Origin of the sequence: Vibrio sp. 1727 (assembly GCF_033344415.1) — a bacterium.
In the GTDB taxonomy this organism is placed as follows: domain Bacteria; phylum Pseudomonadota; class Gammaproteobacteria; order Enterobacterales; family Vibrionaceae; genus Vibrio; species Vibrio alginolyticus.
The window spans coordinates 48,128-68,918 of the sequence record NZ_JAWPOT010000016.1 but is presented as its reverse complement, the minus strand read 5'-3'; the positions used below and the strand labels follow the sequence as shown (position 1 = coordinate 68,918).

Below are 20,791 nucleotides of genomic sequence, written 5' to 3'. Positions count from 1 at the left end.
TTTGGGGCGTACTTTTTATGAATAGTATCATTGTGTAAGAGCACTGAAAATGAGTCTCGGTGAAAGGAGTGAAACGCTCTGAGCTACTTTGCTTTTAATTTGTTTTCTAAGTCGTTTTGCACGATCTTTAAAGCGTTAAGCGCAACTTCTGGATCTATCTCATTGCTCTCAAGCAAATAGATTAAATCGACAGCCAGTTTGATCTCTTCAGGTGCGTCATCTAAAGGCGAGGTTGGTTGGTCAGCCATTATTGATGTTTTTCCCTATGTGTAATTTGGTTCTCTAGCTTAAGAAGTGCTGCTTCACAACGCGCTAAACGTTGCTCGGTTGCTAGTAATACTTTTTGAGCGTCGGCACGCATAAAACTCGGAGCGCTTTCGACAGCACGTTCTTTTAATAACACCATCTCGCGCAAGCGTCTTGCCCACTCTTGGTGTTGAGCGAGTTCCTGATAAAGCACGTTGATAGGCTTGCGGAAATAGCTGCTATGTTTGATTTCATTCTTACGAATTTTAGTGGTAGAAATCTCGCGTTGAATCGCACCGATTTGCGCCACTAACCGTTCAGTGAGGTACTCAGCACGCAAAGCGGTGAGCTTACCTTCATTTTGCTCACGCACAATCGCATCCAGCGTGGCTTTTGCTTCTTTTACGCAAGGAGTAAGTAAGCGAGAGCGGCAACCAAATAAACGCTCATCAAAAAGCGGAACATGATGTTCGCCTCTTTGACGGTCAAGAACAGCGGCTTGCTTCGCCATTTGTTCTAGATTTTCCTGGAGTTGAGAAATGTTCATGACAAACCTACAAACCATGCGTCATAAGCCAATTTAATGGCTAGTATGCTGACGACAGTAACAAATACAGGACGAATGAATTTAGAACCAAATCTAATAGCGGAGTGCGCGCCAACAAAAGCACCAGCCATTAAACATACTCCCATTGTTAAGCCTAGCACCCAGTTGATATGTCCGAGGAATGCAAAAGTGATCAAAGAGGTAAAGTTACTGGTAAAGTTCATTGCTTTTGCTAAGCCAGAGGCGAGCAAGATATTCAGCCGGTACAGCGCCATTGAACTTACTGTCCAAAAAGCCCCAGTTCCAGGCCCAGCGAGTCCGTCGTAGAATCCGATTGATAAGCCTTGTATGTACTGTTTTTTATGAAGTTTGGGGCAAGGCTCGGGTATTGGACTTTGATGAGCAGAGTGGGGCGTTTTATGAAAAACGGTATACAACGCTGCCGCCAAAATAACAAGCGGCAATCCTTTTTCCAGCCAATCCGTACTAATCGCATCTACAAATAGCGTACCTAATGTCGCTCCGACGAGTGTCGCCACGAATGCACGCCTCCAGCATTGAGGCTTGATTAGACGTTTTTTGTAGTACGTAAATGCCGCAGTAGAAGAAGCAAAGGTAGCGGCAAGTTTATTGGTGCCTAGTGCAATATGAGGCGGCAAGCCCAGCGACAGTAGAGCAGGTACGGTAAGCATGCCACCACCACCGGCAACTGCATCAATAAATCCAGCGACAAAAGCGACAAGCGCCAACACCAACAGCATGGTTGGCTCAATCATTTCCATAAATGGTGATTCTTCTAATATTCTATTTTACGTTTAAATGGAGGTAGTGAGTCGATTAAGGCTTGTCCGTATCGCTTAGTGACTAGGCGTCGATCAAGAATCGTTACTCTACCAGAATCTCTCTCTTTACGCAGTAAGCGACCTACGCTCTGGATCAGCTTTTTGCTTGCGTCTGGTACAGTTATTTGCATAAACGGGTTTCCTCCTTTTTTCTCAATGTATTCGGAATGAGCCTGCTCAACAGGGGAGGTTGGAACGCCAAATGGAATTTTTGTAATCACCAAGTTTTCAAGTAATTCGCCAGGTAAGTCTAGCCCCTCAGAGAAACTGCCAGTACCAAATAAGACGCTGGTTTTATTTGATTCTATTAACTTTTTATGTTTTTTTAGAATTTCTTGACGTGAGCTTTCACCTTGAACTTGCAACGCCCAGCCTTTTTTTATGAACTCCGAAGAGAGTGCCTTCGCGACTTGGTTCATCTGCCAATAGGATGAGAATAATACTAAGTTGGCTTTCTTGTCTTCCAAGTACTTAGGCAATATCTCGATAAGATATTCAGTAAATTGAGGCGCTGGTGGTTCATATTTCATCGCAGGGATGAGCAATTCTGCCTGGTTTTGGTAATCGAATGGTGACGCAAGCGCTAAAAACTGAGTGCCTGATTCTGGTTTTCCATCAATACCAACCTGATGGCAAAAGTAATGGAAAGAGTTTAATGCACGCATCGTTGCGGAAACCAAAATGGCGCCAATACATCTGCTCCAAATCTGTTGGTCGAGTTGCCATCCAATTTCAAGTGGCGAAACACTCACAATGAAATCACCCTCGCGATCGGGGTGGGTTTCTAACCAGCGAGCTAAAGGCGCACCTTTTTCACGAGTTGGTTCAGCCATTAAATGCCATACTTGCGCTAGGTTTTCTAACCTTTGAATGTAGAAACCGAGCTCTGCAAGCGCTGGTTCAGCCAACCTTGTCGCAAGCTCCCCGTCTTTTACTCTTTCCGCAATAAGGTCGGCAATTTTTGCCACGCTCTGATTTGCTTTTTTACTGAACTGTTTTAGTTCTTTGGATTGGTTCTCTAGCCACTCAGGTAGTTCACCGTGTTCGAAGCGGTAGATACCCTCTTCAAATTGAGCTGGGTCGAACTGTTTGGGCAATTGAGTCAGTGCCGGTATCAAGTTCTGAACCGCGTCTTGAAGGTCGTTGCGAAATCGAGCTACGCGTTTCTCGTCTGCGAGTGATGAAAACTTACTAATCGACTGATTTAACTTCTCAAGCCATGCTGCCGCACCTTTTAAACTCGCAGATGCTGAAGCATGGTCACGAGCGACGTGAGGTAAGTGATGTGCCTCGTCGAAGACGTATATCGTATTTTCTGGCTCAGGTAAAATCACGCCGCCACCTAAATCTGCGTCTGCCATGACGAGAGAGTGGTTAGCAATGATGACATCGTTTTTATCCAACTCTGAGCGCGCTTTTTGGAATGGGCAGCCGCGGTGGCCTGGTAAACTGTTATTGCAACTGTGTTTATCACTGACAATCAGTTGCCAAAGCTTATCGTCGATGGGTTTAGGCCAAGAATCACGGTCACCGTCCCATTTACCTTGCGCAAGAGAGCGATGCATTGTTTCTAACAGCTCTATATCTTTTTGCTTAGGTTTGGTTTCAAACATGGCTAACTGGCCACCATCAGCACCGCTAGCAGTAGCGAGCTTTTCTGCACAACAATAGCGTTGACGGCCTTTTGCCAAAATAAAAGAAAACTCTCGGTCGGTAATCCGACGAAAAAGAGGGAGGTCTTTATTTATGAGCTGCTCTTGCAGAGCGACGGTCGCCGTTGAGATAACCACTTTTCTATTGTTATGTACAGCCACGGGAATGGTCGCCATTAGATAGGAGAGCGATTTACCAATTCCAGTCCCTGCTTCTGCAACGAGTATTCGGTTAGATTTGTGATACTGACCGCACAGCGTTTTTGCAATCTCTGCAACAAGGTAGTTTTGTGCTCTTCTAGGCACAAAGTTATCAAGTTGATCTTGAAGGTTTTGATAGCTATTACGAATCGATTTTTGAATGTTACTGGTCAGCATACGGGCCTCAAATGCGTTGGAGGCGAATAGTAGCACACATCACTAGTTGTACAGTAGTTCACAAAACGGAATGCTTTTATAAGGAATGTAGATCTCCTTCACAAAAAAATATTGAACCTTATCTTAATGAAATTAATTTCATTATATGAAAAATATAAAACTCCAACTTGGTCTGATTTGTGGGTTTTTATTCTTTTTTTTGTTTTTTTAAATTTACTTATTGGATTAAAAAACCATTTGTTAATAATTTTGTAAATTACAAATAATAATGGAGATTGGTTAGATGTTCGTCGAATAAATAAAGGTAAACTTATCAAGTTATTGTTTTATAATGGTATTTTGTTTTTTTTTACATTGGTATTTAGAAAATTTGACAGCCAGAATAATCTTTTGCACTCTTAGCTCCAGATTTTGAGGAGGTGCTGTATAACGTTTTGTTAACGCTCTACCTCAAACATATAAAAAAAGGGAACCGGACAAGGATATCCCGAACTAAGAAAAGGCAGTGGATTAATTATGAAAAAAACTCTATTAGCACTAGCTGTAGTTGCGTCTGCAACTTCAGTGAACGCAGCTGAAGTATTCAAATCTGAAGAAGGTTCTGTAGATTTCTACGGTCAGCTACGTCCAACTCTTCTATTCACAGAAAAAACTGATCACACAGCAGAGCTAAACACTAGCTCTTCTCGTACTGGTGTGAACGCGGTTTACGTTGTTGACGAAAGCCTAAAAGTTCTGGGTGAAGTTGAAATCGGTGTTGCTCTAGGTGACAACTACGACGCAGGTGCTGATTCAAGCGAGCGTACAGATGACTCTGTATACGTACGTCGCCACATCATCGGTTTTGATATGGGTGATATGGGTACTCTTCGCTTCGGTAAAGAAGGTACTTGGGCTGATGACGTATACTTCGCAGATTACTCTTACTTCTTCGGTGGTAACGCAGCGGAAACTGCATACGGTCACGCTTGGAACAACGATTCTCAAATCAAATACGCTTACGAAAATGACGCGTTCTGGCTAAAAGCTGGTTACGCGCTAGGCGAAAAAGATTCTAACGAAGAAGTACTAGAAGTATTCGTTGGTAAATCTTTCAACGACCTATCTCTACACGCTGGTGTACTTACTGCGAACAACGACATCAACGTAACTAAAGAGAAAAAACTAGTTCTTAATGGTGTAGAGCAAACAGTTTCTCACACAGAGCGTACTGATAACGAAAACCTATCTTTTGAAGTAACTGCTGAGTACGCACTAAACGAGCACACTCTAGGTGCTACGTACTACTACAACGAAAACGAAGATAAGCTAGGTAAATCAACAGTTGATTCACACTACATCGTTGTAGCTGGTATGTTCGCTGTTGCTCCTAAAACAACTCTATACTCTGGTTACGAGTACCTAGCTCAGTCTACTGACGAAGCAGGTAAAGTAGACGCAGACTCTTCTTGGTTCTACGCTGGTGTTGAATACAAGTTCTCTAAATGGGCACGTGTATTCGCAGAAGCGGGTTACACTTTCGAAGGTACTGACTTCGACAACAAAGACACAGACGACGCAACTAACTTCGGTGTTGGTGCTCGTTTCTACTGGTAATCAATACCCAGTTTGATATTGTAAGACCCAGCTATATGCTGGGTCTTTTACTATGAAGATAAGGATGAAAAATTCTATGCAGTTATCATTAAAAGTGGCAATGGCACTGTCTATTTTTGCCAGTACAAACCTCTACGCTGCAACGACTTTAGTGGTTCCAGAAGACGTGAAGTTATTGGCCGTCAACATGGAGAAGCCAGATCTAGAAGGTGGTCTTTTTTCTAGTGAGAAGACAATCGAACTACCTGACGGAACGAATCAAATTGTCTTCAAATATCAACCTACATTCGAAATTAACGAAAACCTTAAGACGGTTTACAGTGATGTAATCGTTGCTAAATTTGATGCTGAAAACGAAAAGCTAACGTTTGAACTGCCAGAGTTTAAAACTCTTCGCCAAGCGCAAAACAACATCTCGCCTCTAGATTGGCAATTACTGGATACCAAAGGCCAACCTATTGCTTTGGTCGAAGATGTATTAGAGTCAGATGGTGTTCAAATTGGTCGTAATTACCCTCAAGAAACTCGTAACTACAATATTGCTGGCGGTATCGCGAGTGTTGCTGTTAGCTATGTAACTGTGAATCAGCATCAACAATCAGTAAGTGATATCGAGCCTCGAGTTGAGACTAGTGATACCCGTTCAACAGCCGCATCGAACGACAGCCCAATGGTTGATGTATTAAAGACGATGTACCAGAAAGCGTCTCCGGCGGAAAAAGAGGCCTTTAAAAACTGGCTTGCTGAGCAGTAATCCCTTAGTTCATTAGATAGGGCTTAACTGAAAAAGTACGAATCTAAAAAGCAGGCTTTAAGCCTGCTTTTATCTTTTCTGCTTATTAGAGAGAGATTTCTCTCCATTCACCAGGCATTAGGTCGTTAAGGACGATATCACCCATCGAATGACGAATGAGGCGCAAGGTAGGGAAGCCAATGTGCGCAGTCATGCGACGCACCTGACGATTTCTTCCTTCAATAATGGTAATGGCTAACCAAGTTGTAGGGATATTTGCTCGAAAACGAACAGGAGGCGTTCTGTCCCAGACTTGTGGTTCTGGAATAACTTCAACTTCGGCTGGTAGAGTCATACCATCTTTTAGCTCTACTCCCTTTCTCAATTTTTCAAGATCTTGCTCCTGAGGAGCGCCATCAACTTGAACCCAATAAGTCTTCGGCGATTTTGACTTTGGCTGCGTTAGCTTCGCCTGCAAGATGCCATCGTTAGTGAGTACCATCAAACCTTCGCTGTCTCGGTCCAATCGGCCAGCCGCATAGACATTTTTGATTGGGATATAGTCCGCTAACGTTTTGCGACCATCGCCATCGGTAAATTGACTGAGCGTATCGTAAGGCTTATTGAAAATAATGACTTTACGATCTTTAGGGGCCACTTTTGGCTTTTGGCTTTTTGTTGGGCGATTAGGGCGGCGGTCTTGCTGAGTACGAGTCTTCGAGCCATTGCGAGCTCCTGAGTGTTTAAAATGGCCCGTTTTAGACTGGTTACGACTGCGACCTTTTTCCTGACCTGTGCGAGATGACATGTTAACTACCCTGCAAAAATGTAAATGAACTGTGTTTGAAAGTTTTAAGTTTTCTCATGATCGGATATGATTTGCGCGCCTAAAACTAACAAACGCGCACAGAATGATAGACTAATTCGTGTTATTTGTTTAATTATATCAGTGCACTCATGGATTCAGAGCTTAGAGCTTCAAACTACAACAAAGAGTGCGAACCGCATGTGGCGTTAGTGAGGATACATGTACTGCTAACGCGCAGCAATGCGTCAATTAAACCAACTCAGACGCTGAGTTGATCAGCCAACAAGTTGATTAAAAAATAGGGAAATTTCATGCCTACAGAAAAACCTACAATTATCTACACCATCACTGATGAAGCGCCGGCGCTAGCAACTTATTCATTACTACCAATCATTCAATCATTCACAGCATCGTCTGGCATCAATGTAGATACTCGTGATATTTCACTAGCAGGTCGAATTATCGCTAACTTCCCAGAGCATCTAAAAGAAGAACAGCGCATTGGCGATGCGTTGACTGAGCTTGGTGAACTAGCTCAAACTCCAGAAGCAAATATCATCAAGCTACCTAACATTTCAGCTTCAGTTCCTCAGCTTAAAGCGGCGATTAAAGAGCTTCAGGCGAAAGGTTACGATTTACCAAACTACCCAGAAGAGCCGAGCACGTACGAAGAGAAAGCGATTAAAGCGGCTTACGACAAAATCAAAGGTAGTGCGGTTAACCCAGTACTTCGTGAAGGTAACTCAGACCGTCGTGCTCCGACTTCGGTTAAGAACTACGCGAAGAAAAACCCACACTCAATGGGTGCATGGTCAGCAGAATCTAAGTCCCATGTTGCGAGCATGTCAGACAATGACTTCTTTGGTAGCGAAAAGTCTACAACTATCTCTGGTGCAACAGAGGTCAAAATCGAGTTTGTCGGTAATGATGGTACAGTTAAAGAGCTTAAGTCTGCGTTCCCATTACTAGATAAAGAAGTCATTGATACTTCAGTAATGAAGAAGAAGGCGTTGGTTGAATTTTTCGAGAAAGAGATTGCTGAAGCGAAAGCACAAGACGTGCTGCTGTCTCTTCATATGAAAGCGACGATGATGAAAGTTTCTGACCCTGTCATTTTCGGCCATGCAGTAAAAGTTTACTACAAAGACGTTTTCGATAAGTACGGTAAGCTGTTTGAAGAGCTAGGTGTTGATGTAAACAATGGCATCGGTGATGTTTACTCAAAAATTGAGTCTCTACCTGAAGCGCAAAAAGCAGAAATTGAAGCGGCCATTCAAGCGGTTTACCAAACTCAACCAGAACTTGCGATGGTTGACTCTGATCGTGGTATCACAAACTTACATGTACCAAGTGACATTATTGTAGATGCTTCTATGCCAGCAATGCTTCGCTCTTCGGGTCAAATGTGGGGACCAGATGGTAAACAAAAAGACACCAAAGCGATGATTCCAGATCGTAGCTACGCAGGTATTTACCAAGCGGTTATTGATTTCTGTAAAGAGCACGGCGCATTTGATCCAACCACTATGGGTAGCGTACCTAACGTTGGTCTAATGGCTCAGAAAGCTGAAGAGTATGGTTCTCACGACAAGACATTCATTCTAGACGCTGCGGGTACTGTTCGCGTTGTTGATGCTTCAGGTAACGTACTGTTAGAGCAAGCGGTTGAAGAAGGTGATATCTTCCGTATGTGTCAGGTTAAAGACGCACCAATCCAAGATTGGGTTAAACTAGCAGTGACTCGCGCACGTGCAACAGGTGTTCCAGCTGTATTCTGGCTAGATGAAAACCGCGCGCACGATGCTGAGCTCATCAAGAAAGTAAACACCTACCTACCAGATCACGATACTGACGGTCTAGAGATTAAGATCCTATCTCCTGTTGAAGCTTGTAAGTACTCACTAGAGCGTATGAAAGCGGGCCTAGATACTATCTCTGTTACAGGTAATGTTCTTCGTGACTACCTAACAGACTTGTTCCCAATTCTCGAGTTAGGTACGTCTGCTAAGATGCTATCTATTGTTCCATTGATGAATGGTGGTGGTCTATTTGAAACAGGCGCTGGTGGTTCTGCTCCTAAGCACGTTCAACAAGTAGAAAAAGAGAATCACCTTCGTTGGGATTCTTTGGGCGAGTTCCTAGCGCTTGCAGCTTCGTTAGAGCATTTAAGTGTAGCGACAAACAATCCTAAGGCTCAGGTTCTCGCAGATACACTAGATAAAGCGACCGGTGAGTTTTTAGACACCAACAAATCTCCGTCACGTAAAGTGGGTGAGCTAGATAACCGTGGAAGCCACTTCTATCTTGCACTTTACTGGGCGAAAGCGCTTTCAGAGCAAACGGATGATGCGGATCTTGCTGCTGAATTTGCACCAATTGCAAAAGCGCTGTCAGAGCAGGAAGAAACGATCGTTGCTGAGCTAAATAATGCGCAAGGCGTGAAAGGTGAGCTAGGAGGTTACTACTTACTAGACGATGCATTGGTTTCTAAATTGATGCGTCCAAGCGAAACCTTTAACGCAATCATTAACAAGTAAGTTAGTGTAAAAACACGTCGTTTTCGGCGTGTTTCCTATCCTGTAAGTGCGTTGTAAGTGTTCCTTTTGTAACACGTGCTCTAAATAGTAAGAAACCCGCTATCTTGGCGGGTTTATTTTTCTCTTCAAAACATCAACGTGGCGTTTCGAGAGCAATATTTTTATATTTCGACAGCGCTCTAATTATTTGGCTTGGCCTTCAAGAGGCACGACGCTACTCGCGTGACAGCCTTTGGGACCTTTTTCAATCTCGTAAGAGACTTGTTGGCCTGCTTTCAGTGTACGATAACCGTCCATCTGGATAGTTGAGTAGTGGGCAAAGATATCTCCCTCTTCTTCATCTGAACAAATAAACCCAAATCCTTTGGCATTGTTAAACCACTTTACTGTACCTGTAGCCATGCTTTACATCCCTCATGCATTTTTTACTGATGTTGTTACTGCAACCAAGTTATACCTTTAACTTGGTACTACCATTGTCAGCGAATGCCAACAAACGTCAAATCAATGATAAGTCACATTCATCAAACCACTTAAAGAAGAGAGGTTTCAAAATGATGATTTATGCATCGACACTTTCCACTGTAGTCAATGAATTTCGACAGTCAATAGCAGTGAGCAACAAACAGAAACATAATTGAAAACAAATCACTTTTGAGATTAACAAATTTGCAAACAGTTTTTCGTATATACGCAGAAGTTTAGTCAATTTGCCTATGAAGTGGCTCATACTGAAAAAGCCATACTGTCCGTGTTGCTTATGGGAGAAGAATCCTCTGACTGAATAAAAAATGAAGTTTTCGTGATAATTACCGTATTCTCAATGAGGAAGTGTGATCCAGATAGAAGATGATGGGGTGGTTTGCAATAGTCCGAAAGCAATAAATAGAAAGTTCTTTTATAAGAAAAAATGTGTAACTTATCGACAAGCATCTTTTATTTGCGCCGTATCAAGACGTGCATTAGTCTCTATATTAGGTAGCAACTTTTATCGATCAAAGATCGAATTCGGTGCCATAACTCACTACACCGCGCTGCACGCATGTGGTAGATTGTTTTTATAGGTCGAAAACATCAACCCTTTGATACGATATCTTTAGATTGCCATGAGTAAAAATTTTGAATGGGTCACTCCGGACTCTGATCTTCTGGAGCGAGAAAGTACGAGAGTCCAGCCACCTAAGCTGTACAATGTCGTACTCAATAATGATGACTATACACCTATGGATTTCGTCATAGAGGTGCTTGAGCGATTTTTCTCACATGATATTGATAAAGCAACTCAAATCATGCTTCAGGTCCACTATGAAGGAAAGGCAATTTGCGGCACATACAGCGCAGAAATTGCCGAAACAAAAGTAGCGCAAGTTACGATGTACGCAAGGGAAAATGAACATCCGCTACTTTGCACTATGGAGCAAGCGTAAACAAAGAAGACTTGCTCGAACAACCCCAGTTGTTTTTTCGGGAGGTACTTATGCTAAATAAAGAACTAGAGTCAAGCCTTAACGGTGCATTTGCTCGGGCGCGAGATAAACGACACGAGTTTATGACTGTCGAACACCTCCTACTTGCATTGTTGGAAAATGATGCAGCTAAGGAAGCCCTTCTAGCTTGTAAGGCGGATCTTGACGCTTTACGCAACGAACTCGATATTTTCATCGATCAAACTACGCCTCTTATCCCAGATAGTGATGAGACGCGTGAAACGCAGCCGACTTTGAGTTTTCAACGTGTACTACAACGCGCCGTCTTTCATGTACAGTCGTCTGGTCGTAATGAAGTAACAGGCGCCAACGTGCTTGTTGCTATCTTCAGTGAACAAGAGTCGCATGCCGCTTACTTACTGAAGAAAAATGACATCTCCCGATTAGATATTGTTAATTTCATCTCCCACGGTATTACTAAAGCATCAGGTGCAGGTGAGGATTCATCATCAGACTCGTTTAGCTCAGAAAGTGTTGAAGAGCCTAATTCTGAAGAACGCCTAGAAAGCTTTGCGACGAATCTTAATCAAGTCGCTAAAGATGGAAACATCGACCCACTCATTGGACGTGATAAAGAGTTAGAGCGCACTATTCAGGTACTTTGTCGACGCCGCAAGAATAATCCACTACTAGTGGGTGAGGCAGGAGTTGGTAAAACAGCCATTGCGGAAGGTCTTGCATGGCGAATTGTCGAAGGGCAGGTCCCTGAGGTCATTCAAAACAGCGTGATTTATTCACTAGATATTGGCTCTTTGCTCGCTGGTACCAAATATCGCGGTGATTTTGAAAAGCGCTTCAAGGCGATTTTGAAACAACTTGAAAAAGAAGAAGATGCCATTTTGTTCATCGATGAAATACATACCATCATCGGTGCAGGCGCGGCATCTGGTGGTCAAGTCGATGCAGCAAATCTTATTAAGCCTCTTTTAAGTAGCGGTAAGTTGCGTTGTATTGGTTCGACGACATACCAAGAATACAGCAACATTTTCGAGAAAGAGCGTGCGTTGTCTCGCCGTTTCCAAAAGATAGACGTTGTAGAGCCTTCATTGGATGATACAACTAAAATCTTGATGGGTTTGAAGCCGAAGTACGAAGCTCACCATGAAGTACGTTATACCAATAAAGCACTGCGTGCCGCGGTAGAACTGTCGGCTAAATACATTAATGAACGCCATCTACCAGATAAGGCCATTGATGTCATTGATGAAGCTGGTGCGCGTAGTCGTCTTGCTCCTGCAAGCCGTCGTAAAAAAACGGTCGGAGTGGCTGATATCGAATCAATGGTTGCCAAAATGGCGCGAATTCCAGAGAAGTCGGTTTCTTCTTCAGATAAAGACATTTTGAAAAACTTAGATAGCAAAATGAAGATGTTGGTATTCGGTCAAGATAATGCGATTGATGCATTGTCCGAGGCGATCAAGCTGACACGTGCAGGTTTAGGTGTAGACAACAAACCTGTTGGTTCATTCTTGTTTGCAGGCCCAACAGGGGTTGGTAAAACAGAGGTGACGGTGCAGTTATCTAAGCTTCTAGGTATCGAGCTACTTCGTTTTGATATGTCTGAGTATGGTGAGCGTCACTCCGTAAGTCGCTTAATTGGTGCGCCTCCTGGTTATGTCGGTTATGACCAAGGTGGTTTGCTAACCGATGCTGTTATTAAGCACCCACACTCAGTCGTATTACTTGATGAGATTGAAAAAGCGCACCCTGATATCTTTAACCTGTTGTTGCAAGTCATGGATAACGGTACGCTAACGGACAACAATGGTCGCAAAGCAGACTTCCGTAATGTCATTCTTGTTATGACAACTAACGCAGGTGTGGCGGAAACCGAGAAGAAATCAATTGGTTTGATTCAACAAGACAACAGTCACGATGCAATGGCGGAAATTAAGAAGGTGTTTACTCCTGAGTTCCGTAACCGTCTTGATAACATCATCTGGTTTAACAGCCTTGATGAAAGCGTTATCCATCAAGTGGTTGATAAGTTCATTGTTGAACTGCAAGTGCAACTTGATGCGAGAGGCGTTTCAATGGAAGTATCGCAAGACGCTCGCCATTGGTTAGCACATAAAGGTTATGACAAAGCTATGGGGGCTCGCCCAATGGGGCGTGTTATCCAAGAACAGCTTAAGAAGCCTTTGGCTAACGAACTGTTGTTTGGATCTTTAGTTGACGGCGGTACAGTGAAAGTAACGCTGGTCAACGATACGCTTGAGTTTGAATACTTAAGTGAGAAAGAGACAGCGATGCATTAATCGTTAGTCGGTAACAAACGCAAAAGCGCACGAGAAGATCGTGCGCTTTTTTATCTGAACTAAATCGGAAAAAATTGTGCAATAAAAAACGGAGCAGCTTGCTCCGTTTTTTATTGCATCCGAAAATCAGAGATTAACGAGCGCGGAAGACGATGCGGCCTTTTGACAGGTCGTATGGAGTCATCTCTACAGTTACTTTGTCACCCGTTAGGATACGGATGTAGTTCTTACGCATCTTGCCAGAGATGTGAGCAGTCACAACGTGACCGTTTTCAAGTTCAACACGGAACATAGTGTTTGGTAGAGTGTCAAGGACTGTGCCTTGCATCTCGATTACGTCTTCTTTAGCCATTTAATCCTCTTTAGAAATTAGGCAATATTAGCGGGCTATATTCTGCCGCTAAATAGTAATTATGTAAAGTTGAGGCGTATTCTACCCTCGCCAACGCTGATTTACTAGCCTTTGGTGGCGTTGAAAGCGTGTTTTGTAGCTCATTGCTGGGCACTCATCAATCTGATATCCCAAATATAGCCACTGTTGTTTGTTTTCTTGGCAGTATTTAATTTGATAAAGCACCGCTAATGTCCCAAGAGATAACTCGTAGTCAGGGTCAAAGAAAGTATAAAAAGCACTCGAGCATTGTGGCATCAAATCTGTCACTGCAATGGCGAGCAATTGATCTGATTCATCGTAAATGTGTAAAAACGACGTTGTCAGCCAGCTGGTTTGAGCAAATCGAGCAAACTCATCACGCTTTGGTGGGTACATAGTGCCGTTTTTATGCCGTTTGCAGATGTACCGACTGTAAAGCTCAAACCATTCCTCATCCATTTCAGGTTTCATTTCCCAGCGTAAAGACTGTGCTTTATTAAGCAGCCTCTTCTGACTTTTTGATAGTCTAAGGTCTGGAATCGAGACTCGAATTGGCTGGCAAGCGGTGCAATGCTCGCAATGCGGTTTATATATGGTATCTCCGCTACGACGAAAACCGTTAGCCATGAGCAACTGGTAATTTTCTTCAGTATGCAGCCTTTCATCAAGCGCCACCGCAACCCGCTCTTGCCGTTCAGGCAAATAACTACAAGGGTGATTATTCGTCAACCCTATTCGAATATGTTGTATATCCGTACTCATACTGAATCCTGCAAAACTTGGGGCTGATAGGCATCAAATAGTGTTTGCTTTTCTCTTAAAGATAGTAGTTTTTGCATAAATTCGTCACGCTCAAGTTCAAATGCGCCAAGTGATGCCAAGTGAGAATTCATAACTTGGCAATCGATTAATTGACCTTGCTTTGACGCCAAATGGTTGCATAAGTACCACAATGCAATTTTGGATGCGTTATCTTTTAGACTAAACATCGACTCTCCGCAAAAAAGTTGGCCCACGCAAATGCCATATAGTCCGCCAATCAGGTTGTTGTCATGCCATACTTCTACAGAGTGACAGTGACCAAGTTTGGCTAACTCAATGTAGGAAGCTTGCATTTCCTCGTTGAGCCATGTTTCCTCTGCAGGGCGTGTTGAAGAACATAGTCTAATCACTTCTTCTGTCGCGAAATTGAGTGTTACTTTATAGTTATGTTTACGCTGAAATTTTTTGAGACTTTTAGATGGCTTAAACTGTAATGGGTCAAACACGGCGCGCGGAGAAGGGCTCCACCATAAAATAGGTTCACCAGGACCATACCAAGGGAAAATGCCTTGATAGTAACCATTGAGGATTCTCATGGGGTTTAAGTCACCACCAAAAGCCAGCAAACCATTGGGGTCGCTGAGTGCTTTATAGGGTGAGGGAAAGTTGAACGTTTCATCGAGTTCAGTTAAATAAATAGCCATAAGAAGTCGTTACCAACATTGGAGTCAGAGGAGTTTATGATGACCTGGTTAAGAAATATCGTAAAAGTATGGCTTGGGATCATACTGTTTTTACCACTTGTCGCCAACGCAGCCTATGAAAGAAATGTTGCCAAGCCAGTTAATGAAGTAGTTTACGGGAAGATTGACTCTGTCCGTTATATTACTCAACAAGAGGTTGTTCAATCGAAAAGTAACGGTTGGAAGACACTACTTGGTGCCACTATCGGTGGTTTAGTCGGTAATCAATTTGGTGGTGGTACGGGAAGAGAAGTCGCGACGGCAGTGGGTGCGCTTGCAGGTGCCGCAGTTGCTCAAAACCAAAGTAATTACCAATACACGGTTGAATATAAGTTAGTTGAGCTACTCATCAAAGTGAAGGGTGATAAGCTAATTAATGTCATCCAAGATGTTGATAAAAATATGTTATTTAGTCGAGGGGATGAAGTTCGTATTTTATATTTTGATGATGGAGTCAGGGTTGATATCACTTATTAACCCTAGGTTGTTTTAGTCTAACGAAGCCTAATCAGGCATGTACAGTCGGGCTGGCTTATCGTCAAATAAAGTCGAAATAGTTTGCTGTTTCGCCGTGCTTCTTTCGCTCTGATTTACATCGCTGGCAATGCCTTTAATTCTGTATCTTTAGGCTGCTTGAGGATATTCATAAATTAGCGCCGATTTACTCTGGTTTTGTCGTGTTTTTTTGGGTAGTCTGAATTCACGAAGAATTGTTTAGCCCTCATAAAAAATCGTATGTTGAGGGCACAAAGGATTATCAACTTTTAATGGAAAGCCTAACGTTACAACCTATCAATAAAATTCAAGGGGAAGTGAACCTTCCTGGCTCTAAAAGCGTTTCTAATCGAGCTCTTTTACTTGCTGCTCTTGCTAAAGGCAGAACTCGCCTTACTAATCTCCTCGACAGTGATGATATCCGTCATATGCTGAATGCGCTGACTAAACTAGGCGTTCAATACCAACTTTCCGAAGATAAAACAGAATGTCTCGTTGAAGGCCTTGGGCGTCCGTTTTCTGTCTCAGAGCCGGTAGAGTTATTTCTCGGCAATGCTGGCACTGCGATGCGACCATTAGCTGCGGCTCTTTGTCTTGGAGAAGGGGAGTATGTACTGACGGGCGAACCTCGTATGAAAGAGCGTCCAATTGGTCACCTTGTCACGGCACTGAAAGATGCTGGTGCGAACGTTGAGTACATGGAAAACGAGAACTTTCCGCCTCTCAAAATAATTGGTACTGGCCTAAAAGCAGGTACAGTTTCTATCGATGGGTCCATTTCAAGTCAGTTCTTGACCGCTTTCTTAATGTCTGCGCCATTGGCTGAAGGTGAAATTCGCATCAACATCGAAGGCGATTTGGTTTCTAAGCCTTATATCGATATCACCCTGCATATCATGAAGCAGTTTGGAGTCGATGTGATCAACAACGACTATCAAGAGTTTGTGATCCCAGCCGGTCAGCAATACATCGCTCCAGGTGATTTCTTGGTTGAAGGTGACGCGTCTTCTGCTTCTTACTTCTTGGCGGCGGCAGCCATCAAAGGCGGAGAAGTTAAAGTCACGGGTATCGGTAAAAACAGCATTCAAGGTGATATTCAATTTGCTGATGCGCTTGAAAAAATGGGTGCAGAAATTGAATGGGGTGATGACTACGTAATTTCACGTGTTGGTCAATTAAAAGGCATTGATATGGATTACAACCATATCCCTGATGCTGCAATGACCATCGCGACAACAGCGTTATTTGCCGAAGGCACTACCGCTATTCGTAACGTTTATAACTGGCGTGTAAAAGAAACAGACCGTTTGTCAGCTATGGCGACTGAGTTACGTAAAGTTGGTGCGGAAGTGGAAGAAGGGGAAGACTACATCATCGTCAAACCTGTCTCTCAGTTAAAGCATGCTGCGATTGATACTTACGATGATCATCGAATGGCGATGTGTTTTTCGCTGGTGGCACTTAGTGATACGCCTGTGACGATTAACGATCCAAAGTGTACGTCGAAAACGTTCCCTGACTACTTCGACAAACTTAAGGCTTTAAGCTGCTAAATATTCTGACCTGAAACAGGAAAGCCAGAGTGAATAACACTCTGGCTTTTTGGTTTCCCAATACTATTTAACCAGCGTAAATTCCTTAGAAAGGTGATGCGCTAAGTATTTGAACATATTGAATACTGCAGTCGTATTTGAAGTTGGTAAACCTTTGTCATCAAGGAAGTATTCACCTTTAAAAACTAAAACACCTTCTTTTTCTTCTACACTTGTTGCTCGCATTCCCTCGATGTAATCATCGTGCTCTTGGATGATTTGGTTAGCGATCAAAAGAAGGTCGAACTCTTCGATAAACGTTCTATCAGACATATTCTTTCTACCATCCTATTCAGTTAAGAACGCTGAGTATACCTACAACTAAAATGGGTTTGCATGATTAATTCAGTCAATCGTTCAGTAAGACTAAACAGATCAATTTTTAGAGTATAAGCATGATGCGGAGGAAGATGGCAGAGCATTGAACCAAACTATTTTGTGATGGGTAACAAAATTTATTGCATTGGATTAGCGGATGCTAAGTTTGCCTGTTTAGATATGCCGCTCAATACCTTTCAGAACCCTGTCTCTTTGAAGTATAAAGACGATGAATTGTCAACCAATCGGATCTGAATTTCAAAAAAGCAGTTGATCTTCTTTTCATCTCGCACAATAGTAAAAAAAGAAGCAATGAAATAGAACATTATGCGGGTGGCCTTTAAACAAGGTTTCTACCCGCATTATTATGAAGGACGTTAGAGTCAGTTATGGGTAAATCACTCGTTATAGTGGAGTCACCAGCCAAGGCAAAGACGATAAATAAGTACCTTGGTAAAGACTTTATTGTTAAGTCTAGTGTTGGTCATGTGCGTGATCTGCCTACGGCCGGTCAAAGCACTGGTGAGAAAAAAGCCGCAGCCATCTCAACTAAAGGGATGAGTCCGGAAGAGAAAGCGCGCGTTAAAAAAGAGAAAGACCGCAAAGCGTTGATCAAAAAGATGGGGATTAACCCATATCATGACTGGGAAGCGAATTACCAAATCCTTCCAGGCAAAGAAAAAGTTGTCAACGAACTACAAAAACTCGCCAAAGACGCAGATTGCGTTTATCTCGCAACCGATTTGGACCGCGAAGGAGAAGCAATCGCATGGCACCTTCGTGAGATCATCGGTGGCGATGAAGAGCGATACAAACGTGTAGTTTTTAACGAAATTACGAAAAACGCGATCCAACAAGCTTTCCAGACACCTGGCGAGCTGAACATGGATGGTGTAAATGCCCAACAAGCACGTCGCTTCATGGACCGTGTCGTTGGTTTTATGGTTTCACCTTTACTTTGGAAAAAAGTGGCTCGTGGTTTATCTGCTGGTCGCGTGCAGTCTGTTGCGGTGAAACTGTTAGTTGAGCGCGAGCGTGAGATTAACGCGTTTGTACCAGAAGAATTCTGGGACATTCATGCGAATACGAAAACGAAAGACAAAGCGGACTTTAAACTGCTTGTTGCTCAGAAAGACGGTTCTGCGTTTAAGCCAGTTAATGAGGCAGAAACCAAAGCAGCGATGTCTGTACTTGAGAATGCAAGTTACGAAGTATGTAAGCGTGAAGACCGCCCTACAAAGAGCAAGCCCTCAGCACCTTACATCACCTCTACGCTTCAACAGGCAGCGAGTACACGTCTGGGCTACGGCGTGAAAAAGACCATGATGCTAGCTCAGCGCCTCTATGAGGCCGGTTACATCACTTATATGCGTACTGACTCGACTAACCTAAGTGCCGAGGCTGTGGACGCTGTACGTGACTTTATTGGTTCTGAGTTTGGTGATAAGTACCTACCAGCGAAACCATTGACGTACGGTAGCAAAGAAGGAGCACAGGAAGCGCACGAAGCGATCCGTCCTTCAAATGTGGGTGTTAAGGCGGAAGACCTGCAAGGTGTCGATGCTGATGCGCACAAACTTTACGCTTTGATTTGGAATCAGTTTGTAGCGTGTCAAATGACGCCAGCAGAATACGATTCAACAACCATTAGCGTAAAAGCGGCAGAATACACGCTTAAAGCGAAAGGCCGTATCCTTAAATTTGACGGCTGGACTCGTGTACAGCGTCCAATGGGCAAAAACGAGGATACAATCCTTCCAGCGGTACAACTTGGCGATAAGCTAAGCTTAGAGTCACTTGACCCTAAACAGCACTTTACAAAGCCACCTGCGCGCTACACTGAAGCAGCACTGGTTAAAGAGCTGGAGAAACGAGGCATTGGTCGTCCGTCGACTTACGCATCGATCATTTCTACGATTCAAGATCGTGGCTACGTGAAAGTTGATCAGCGCCGTTTCTACGCTGAAAAAATGGGTGAAATTGTTACTGACCGCCTTGATGACAGCTTTAACGATTTGATGAACTACGACTTTACTGCGCGTATGGAACAGAAATTGGACCAAATCGCTGAAGGTGAAGTGAACTGGAAAGCTGTGTTAGACAACTTCTTTGCTGATTTTACTGGCGATCTTGAAAAAGCGGAATTGGATGAGTCAGAAGGCGGTATGAAGCTAAACCATATCGTCATGACGGATATCGAATGTCCGACGTGTAGCCGTCCAATGGGCATCCGTACTGCTTCAACAGGTGTGTTCTTAGGCTGTTCAGGTTACGCGTTACCACCAAAAGAGCGTTGTAAGACAACCATCAACTTGGGTGACGAAGAAGGTATTATTAACGTTCTAGAAGAAGACGTTGAAACCGCAGCTCTTCGTGCTAAAAAGCGTTGTCCGATCTGTGAAACAGCGATGGACGCATACCTGATTGATGACAAGCGTAAGATGCATGTTTGTGGTAATAACCCGAACTGTGAAGGCTACCTTGTTGAATACGGCGAGTTCAAAGTAAAAGGCTACGATGGTCCAGTTGTTGAATGTGACAAATGTGGCTCTGATATGGTGCTTAAGAACGGTCGCTTTGGTAAATACATGGATTGTACGAGCGAAACGTGCAAGAACACTCGAAAGATCTTGAAGAATGGCGAAGTCGCGCCCCCGAAAGAAGATCCTGTTCATTTCCCCGAGTTGCCATGTGAAAACTCAGATGCGTATTTCGTACTTCGTGATGGTGCTTCAGGTCTATTTATGGCGGCAAGCAACTTCCCGAAATCGCGCGAGACACGTGCTCCTTTGGTTGCTGAACTGGCACGTTTTGAAGAGCGTTTACCTGAGAAGTTCAAATACCTAGCGACCGCACCGCAAGAAGATCCTGATGGTCGTCCTGCAGTCGTACGCTTTAGTCGCAAAACAAAAGAGAACTACGTTCGTTCGGAAGAGAACGGTAAGCCAAGTGGTTGGACAGCGCTCTTTGTTGACGGTAAGTGGGAAGTCACTGATAAGCGTAAAAAAGCGAAAGCATAAAAACGTACGATCTAAGTGATGTAAAAAGGCAGCGATATCGCTGCCTTTTTTGCGTTTTGTTTTTGCGTAAAGGCCATTGTGTTGTTCGTATAGATCTTTGCTGCTTTGACTGAGTTTTGCTGACGCAAGAAGATCCCTGCATCAATATTTCGTAGTCGCTGATGTATTTTTTATGTAAAAAATATTCGTTGTAACTTTCATTTTGCATTCACATATTTGTTATACATTGGGCTAAAAAATCGGCGGTGTAGTGAATCCGTTCGTAAATTGTTTTCACAATGTAATCGTTTGCTTTTCCATGTGTGATCTAGATATCGTCTTGAGTACGCAAGAGCTGTATGGTACACAGAATGGCGTATTAAAAATTGTAATTTAGAACCCGCTTAGATAATTTATTACAAAAA

At 43.2% G+C, this 20,791-nt stretch carries 18 protein-coding genes; 8 read left to right on the top strand and 10 right to left on the bottom strand.

What is annotated here, in order from left to right:
• Window positions 1-83: 83 nt before the first annotated feature.
• Genes rsmS through dinG form a run of 4 tightly spaced genes read right to left on the bottom strand, consistent with a single transcriptional unit; the run spans window position 84 to window position 3,665 of the window.
• Window positions 84-248, bottom strand: a complete 165-nt coding sequence (gene rsmS, locus R8O10_RS15770; RefSeq protein ID WP_005378432.1) for a pleiotropic regulatory protein RsmS — start codon at window positions 246-248, stop codon at window positions 84-86.
• Window positions 248-793 carry a primosomal replication protein gene (locus R8O10_RS15765; RefSeq protein ID WP_171344558.1) on the bottom strand — a complete coding sequence of 182 codons (546 nt, stop codon included), beginning with the start codon at window positions 791-793 and terminating at the stop codon, window positions 248-250. The genes rsmS and R8O10_RS15765 overlap by 1 nt, the downstream gene beginning before the upstream one ends.
• A complete protein-coding gene (locus R8O10_RS15760) occupies window positions 790-1,575 on the bottom strand; it encodes a sulfite exporter TauE/SafE family protein (RefSeq protein ID WP_318191546.1) in 786 nt (261 codons plus the stop codon). The genes R8O10_RS15765 and R8O10_RS15760 overlap by 4 nt, the downstream gene beginning before the upstream one ends.
• 14 nt (window positions 1,576-1,589) lie before the next feature.
• The gene (gene dinG / locus R8O10_RS15755) at window positions 1,590-3,665 is read right to left on the bottom strand and encodes an ATP-dependent DNA helicase DinG (RefSeq protein WP_017634733.1); all 2,076 of its coding nucleotides are present in this window, start codon (window positions 3,663-3,665) and stop codon (window positions 1,590-1,592) included.
• A gap of 516 nt (window positions 3,666-4,181) precedes the next feature.
• Here dinG and R8O10_RS15750 point away from each other — a divergent pair.
• Complete coding sequence (locus tag R8O10_RS15750; RefSeq protein WP_005378424.1) at window positions 4,182-5,261, top strand: porin; 1,080 nt, start codon at window positions 4,182-4,184, stop codon at window positions 5,259-5,261.
• A 76-nt stretch (window positions 5,262-5,337) separates the two neighbouring features.
• Window positions 5,338-6,015 (top strand): DUF2057 family protein, encoded by a 678-nt coding sequence (locus R8O10_RS15745; RefSeq protein ID WP_017820027.1) that lies wholly within the window; start codon window positions 5,338-5,340, stop codon window positions 6,013-6,015.
• An 85-nt stretch (window positions 6,016-6,100) separates the two neighbouring features.
• Here the strand turns inward: R8O10_RS15745 and R8O10_RS15740 are convergent, their stop codons facing one another.
• The gene (locus R8O10_RS15740; protein WP_005387874.1) at window positions 6,101-6,802 is read right to left on the bottom strand and encodes a pseudouridine synthase; all 702 of its coding nucleotides are present in this window, start codon (window positions 6,800-6,802) and stop codon (window positions 6,101-6,103) included.
• Between the two features lie 311 nt (window positions 6,803-7,113).
• On the opposite strand from R8O10_RS15740, the gene R8O10_RS15735 reads away from it, so the two are divergent.
• The gene (locus tag R8O10_RS15735; protein WP_086046610.1) at window positions 7,114-9,339 is read left to right on the top strand and encodes an NADP-dependent isocitrate dehydrogenase; all 2,226 of its coding nucleotides are present in this window, start codon (window positions 7,114-7,116) and stop codon (window positions 9,337-9,339) included.
• Between the two features lie 183 nt (window positions 9,340-9,522).
• Here R8O10_RS15735 and cspD read toward each other — a convergent pair whose 3' ends face one another.
• Entirely contained in the window at window positions 9,523-9,741 is a 219-nt protein-coding gene (gene cspD / locus R8O10_RS15730; RefSeq protein WP_005378407.1) for a cold shock domain-containing protein CspD, read from the bottom strand.
• 704 nt (window positions 9,742-10,445) lie between these two features.
• On the opposite strand from cspD, the gene clpS reads away from it, so the two are divergent.
• On the top strand, window positions 10,446-10,766 hold the full coding sequence (gene clpS / locus R8O10_RS15725; protein ID WP_318191545.1) for an ATP-dependent Clp protease adapter ClpS: 321 nt from the start codon (window positions 10,446-10,448) through the stop codon (window positions 10,764-10,766).
• A 50-nt stretch (window positions 10,767-10,816) separates the two neighbouring features.
• Window positions 10,817-13,084, top strand: coding sequence for an ATP-dependent Clp protease ATP-binding subunit ClpA (gene clpA / locus R8O10_RS15720; protein ID WP_005387879.1), 2,268 nt, complete (start codon window positions 10,817-10,819; stop codon window positions 13,082-13,084).
• Window positions 13,085-13,217: 133 nt separating this feature from the next.
• Here the strand turns inward: clpA and infA are convergent, their stop codons facing one another.
• The 3 genes from infA to aat all read right to left on the bottom strand — a co-directional run bounded on the left by infA (window position 13,218) and on the right by aat (window position 14,923).
• Window positions 13,218-13,436 (bottom strand): translation initiation factor IF-1, encoded by a 219-nt coding sequence (infA, locus tag R8O10_RS15715; RefSeq protein WP_001040192.1) that lies wholly within the window; start codon window positions 13,434-13,436, stop codon window positions 13,218-13,220.
• Window positions 13,437-13,517: 81 nt separating this feature from the next.
• Window positions 13,518-14,219: an arginyltransferase gene (locus R8O10_RS15710; RefSeq protein ID WP_053307475.1), complete on the bottom strand. Its 702-nt coding sequence runs from the start codon at window positions 14,217-14,219 to the stop codon at window positions 13,518-13,520.
• Window positions 14,216-14,923 (bottom strand): leucyl/phenylalanyl-tRNA--protein transferase, encoded by a 708-nt coding sequence (gene aat / locus R8O10_RS15705; RefSeq protein ID WP_005387881.1) that lies wholly within the window; start codon window positions 14,921-14,923, stop codon window positions 14,216-14,218. Before aat ends, R8O10_RS15710 begins: the two co-directional genes overlap by 4 nt.
• Window positions 14,924-14,962: 39 nt before the next feature.
• Here aat and R8O10_RS15700 point away from each other — a divergent pair, with 39 nt between their 5' ends.
• Window positions 14,963-15,439: a glycine zipper 2TM domain-containing protein gene (locus R8O10_RS15700; protein ID WP_005378348.1), complete on the top strand. Its 477-nt coding sequence runs from the start codon at window positions 14,963-14,965 to the stop codon at window positions 15,437-15,439.
• A 290-nt stretch (window positions 15,440-15,729) separates the two neighbouring features.
• Window positions 15,730-17,010, top strand: a complete 1,281-nt coding sequence (gene aroA, locus R8O10_RS15695) for a 3-phosphoshikimate 1-carboxyvinyltransferase (protein ID WP_005387883.1) — start codon at window positions 15,730-15,732, stop codon at window positions 17,008-17,010.
• A 63-nt stretch (window positions 17,011-17,073) separates the two neighbouring features.
• On the opposite strand, the gene R8O10_RS15690 is transcribed toward aroA, so the two are convergent.
• On the bottom strand, window positions 17,074-17,322 hold the full coding sequence (locus tag R8O10_RS15690) for a YciN family protein (RefSeq protein ID WP_005387884.1): 249 nt from the start codon (window positions 17,320-17,322) through the stop codon (window positions 17,074-17,076).
• Window positions 17,323-17,756: 434 nt separating this feature from the next.
• On the opposite strand from R8O10_RS15690, the gene topA reads away from it, so the two are divergent.
• A complete protein-coding gene (gene topA / locus R8O10_RS15685; RefSeq protein ID WP_005378351.1) occupies window positions 17,757-20,387 on the top strand; it encodes a type I DNA topoisomerase in 2,631 nt (876 codons plus the stop codon).
• Window positions 20,388-20,791 lie beyond the last annotated feature (404 nt).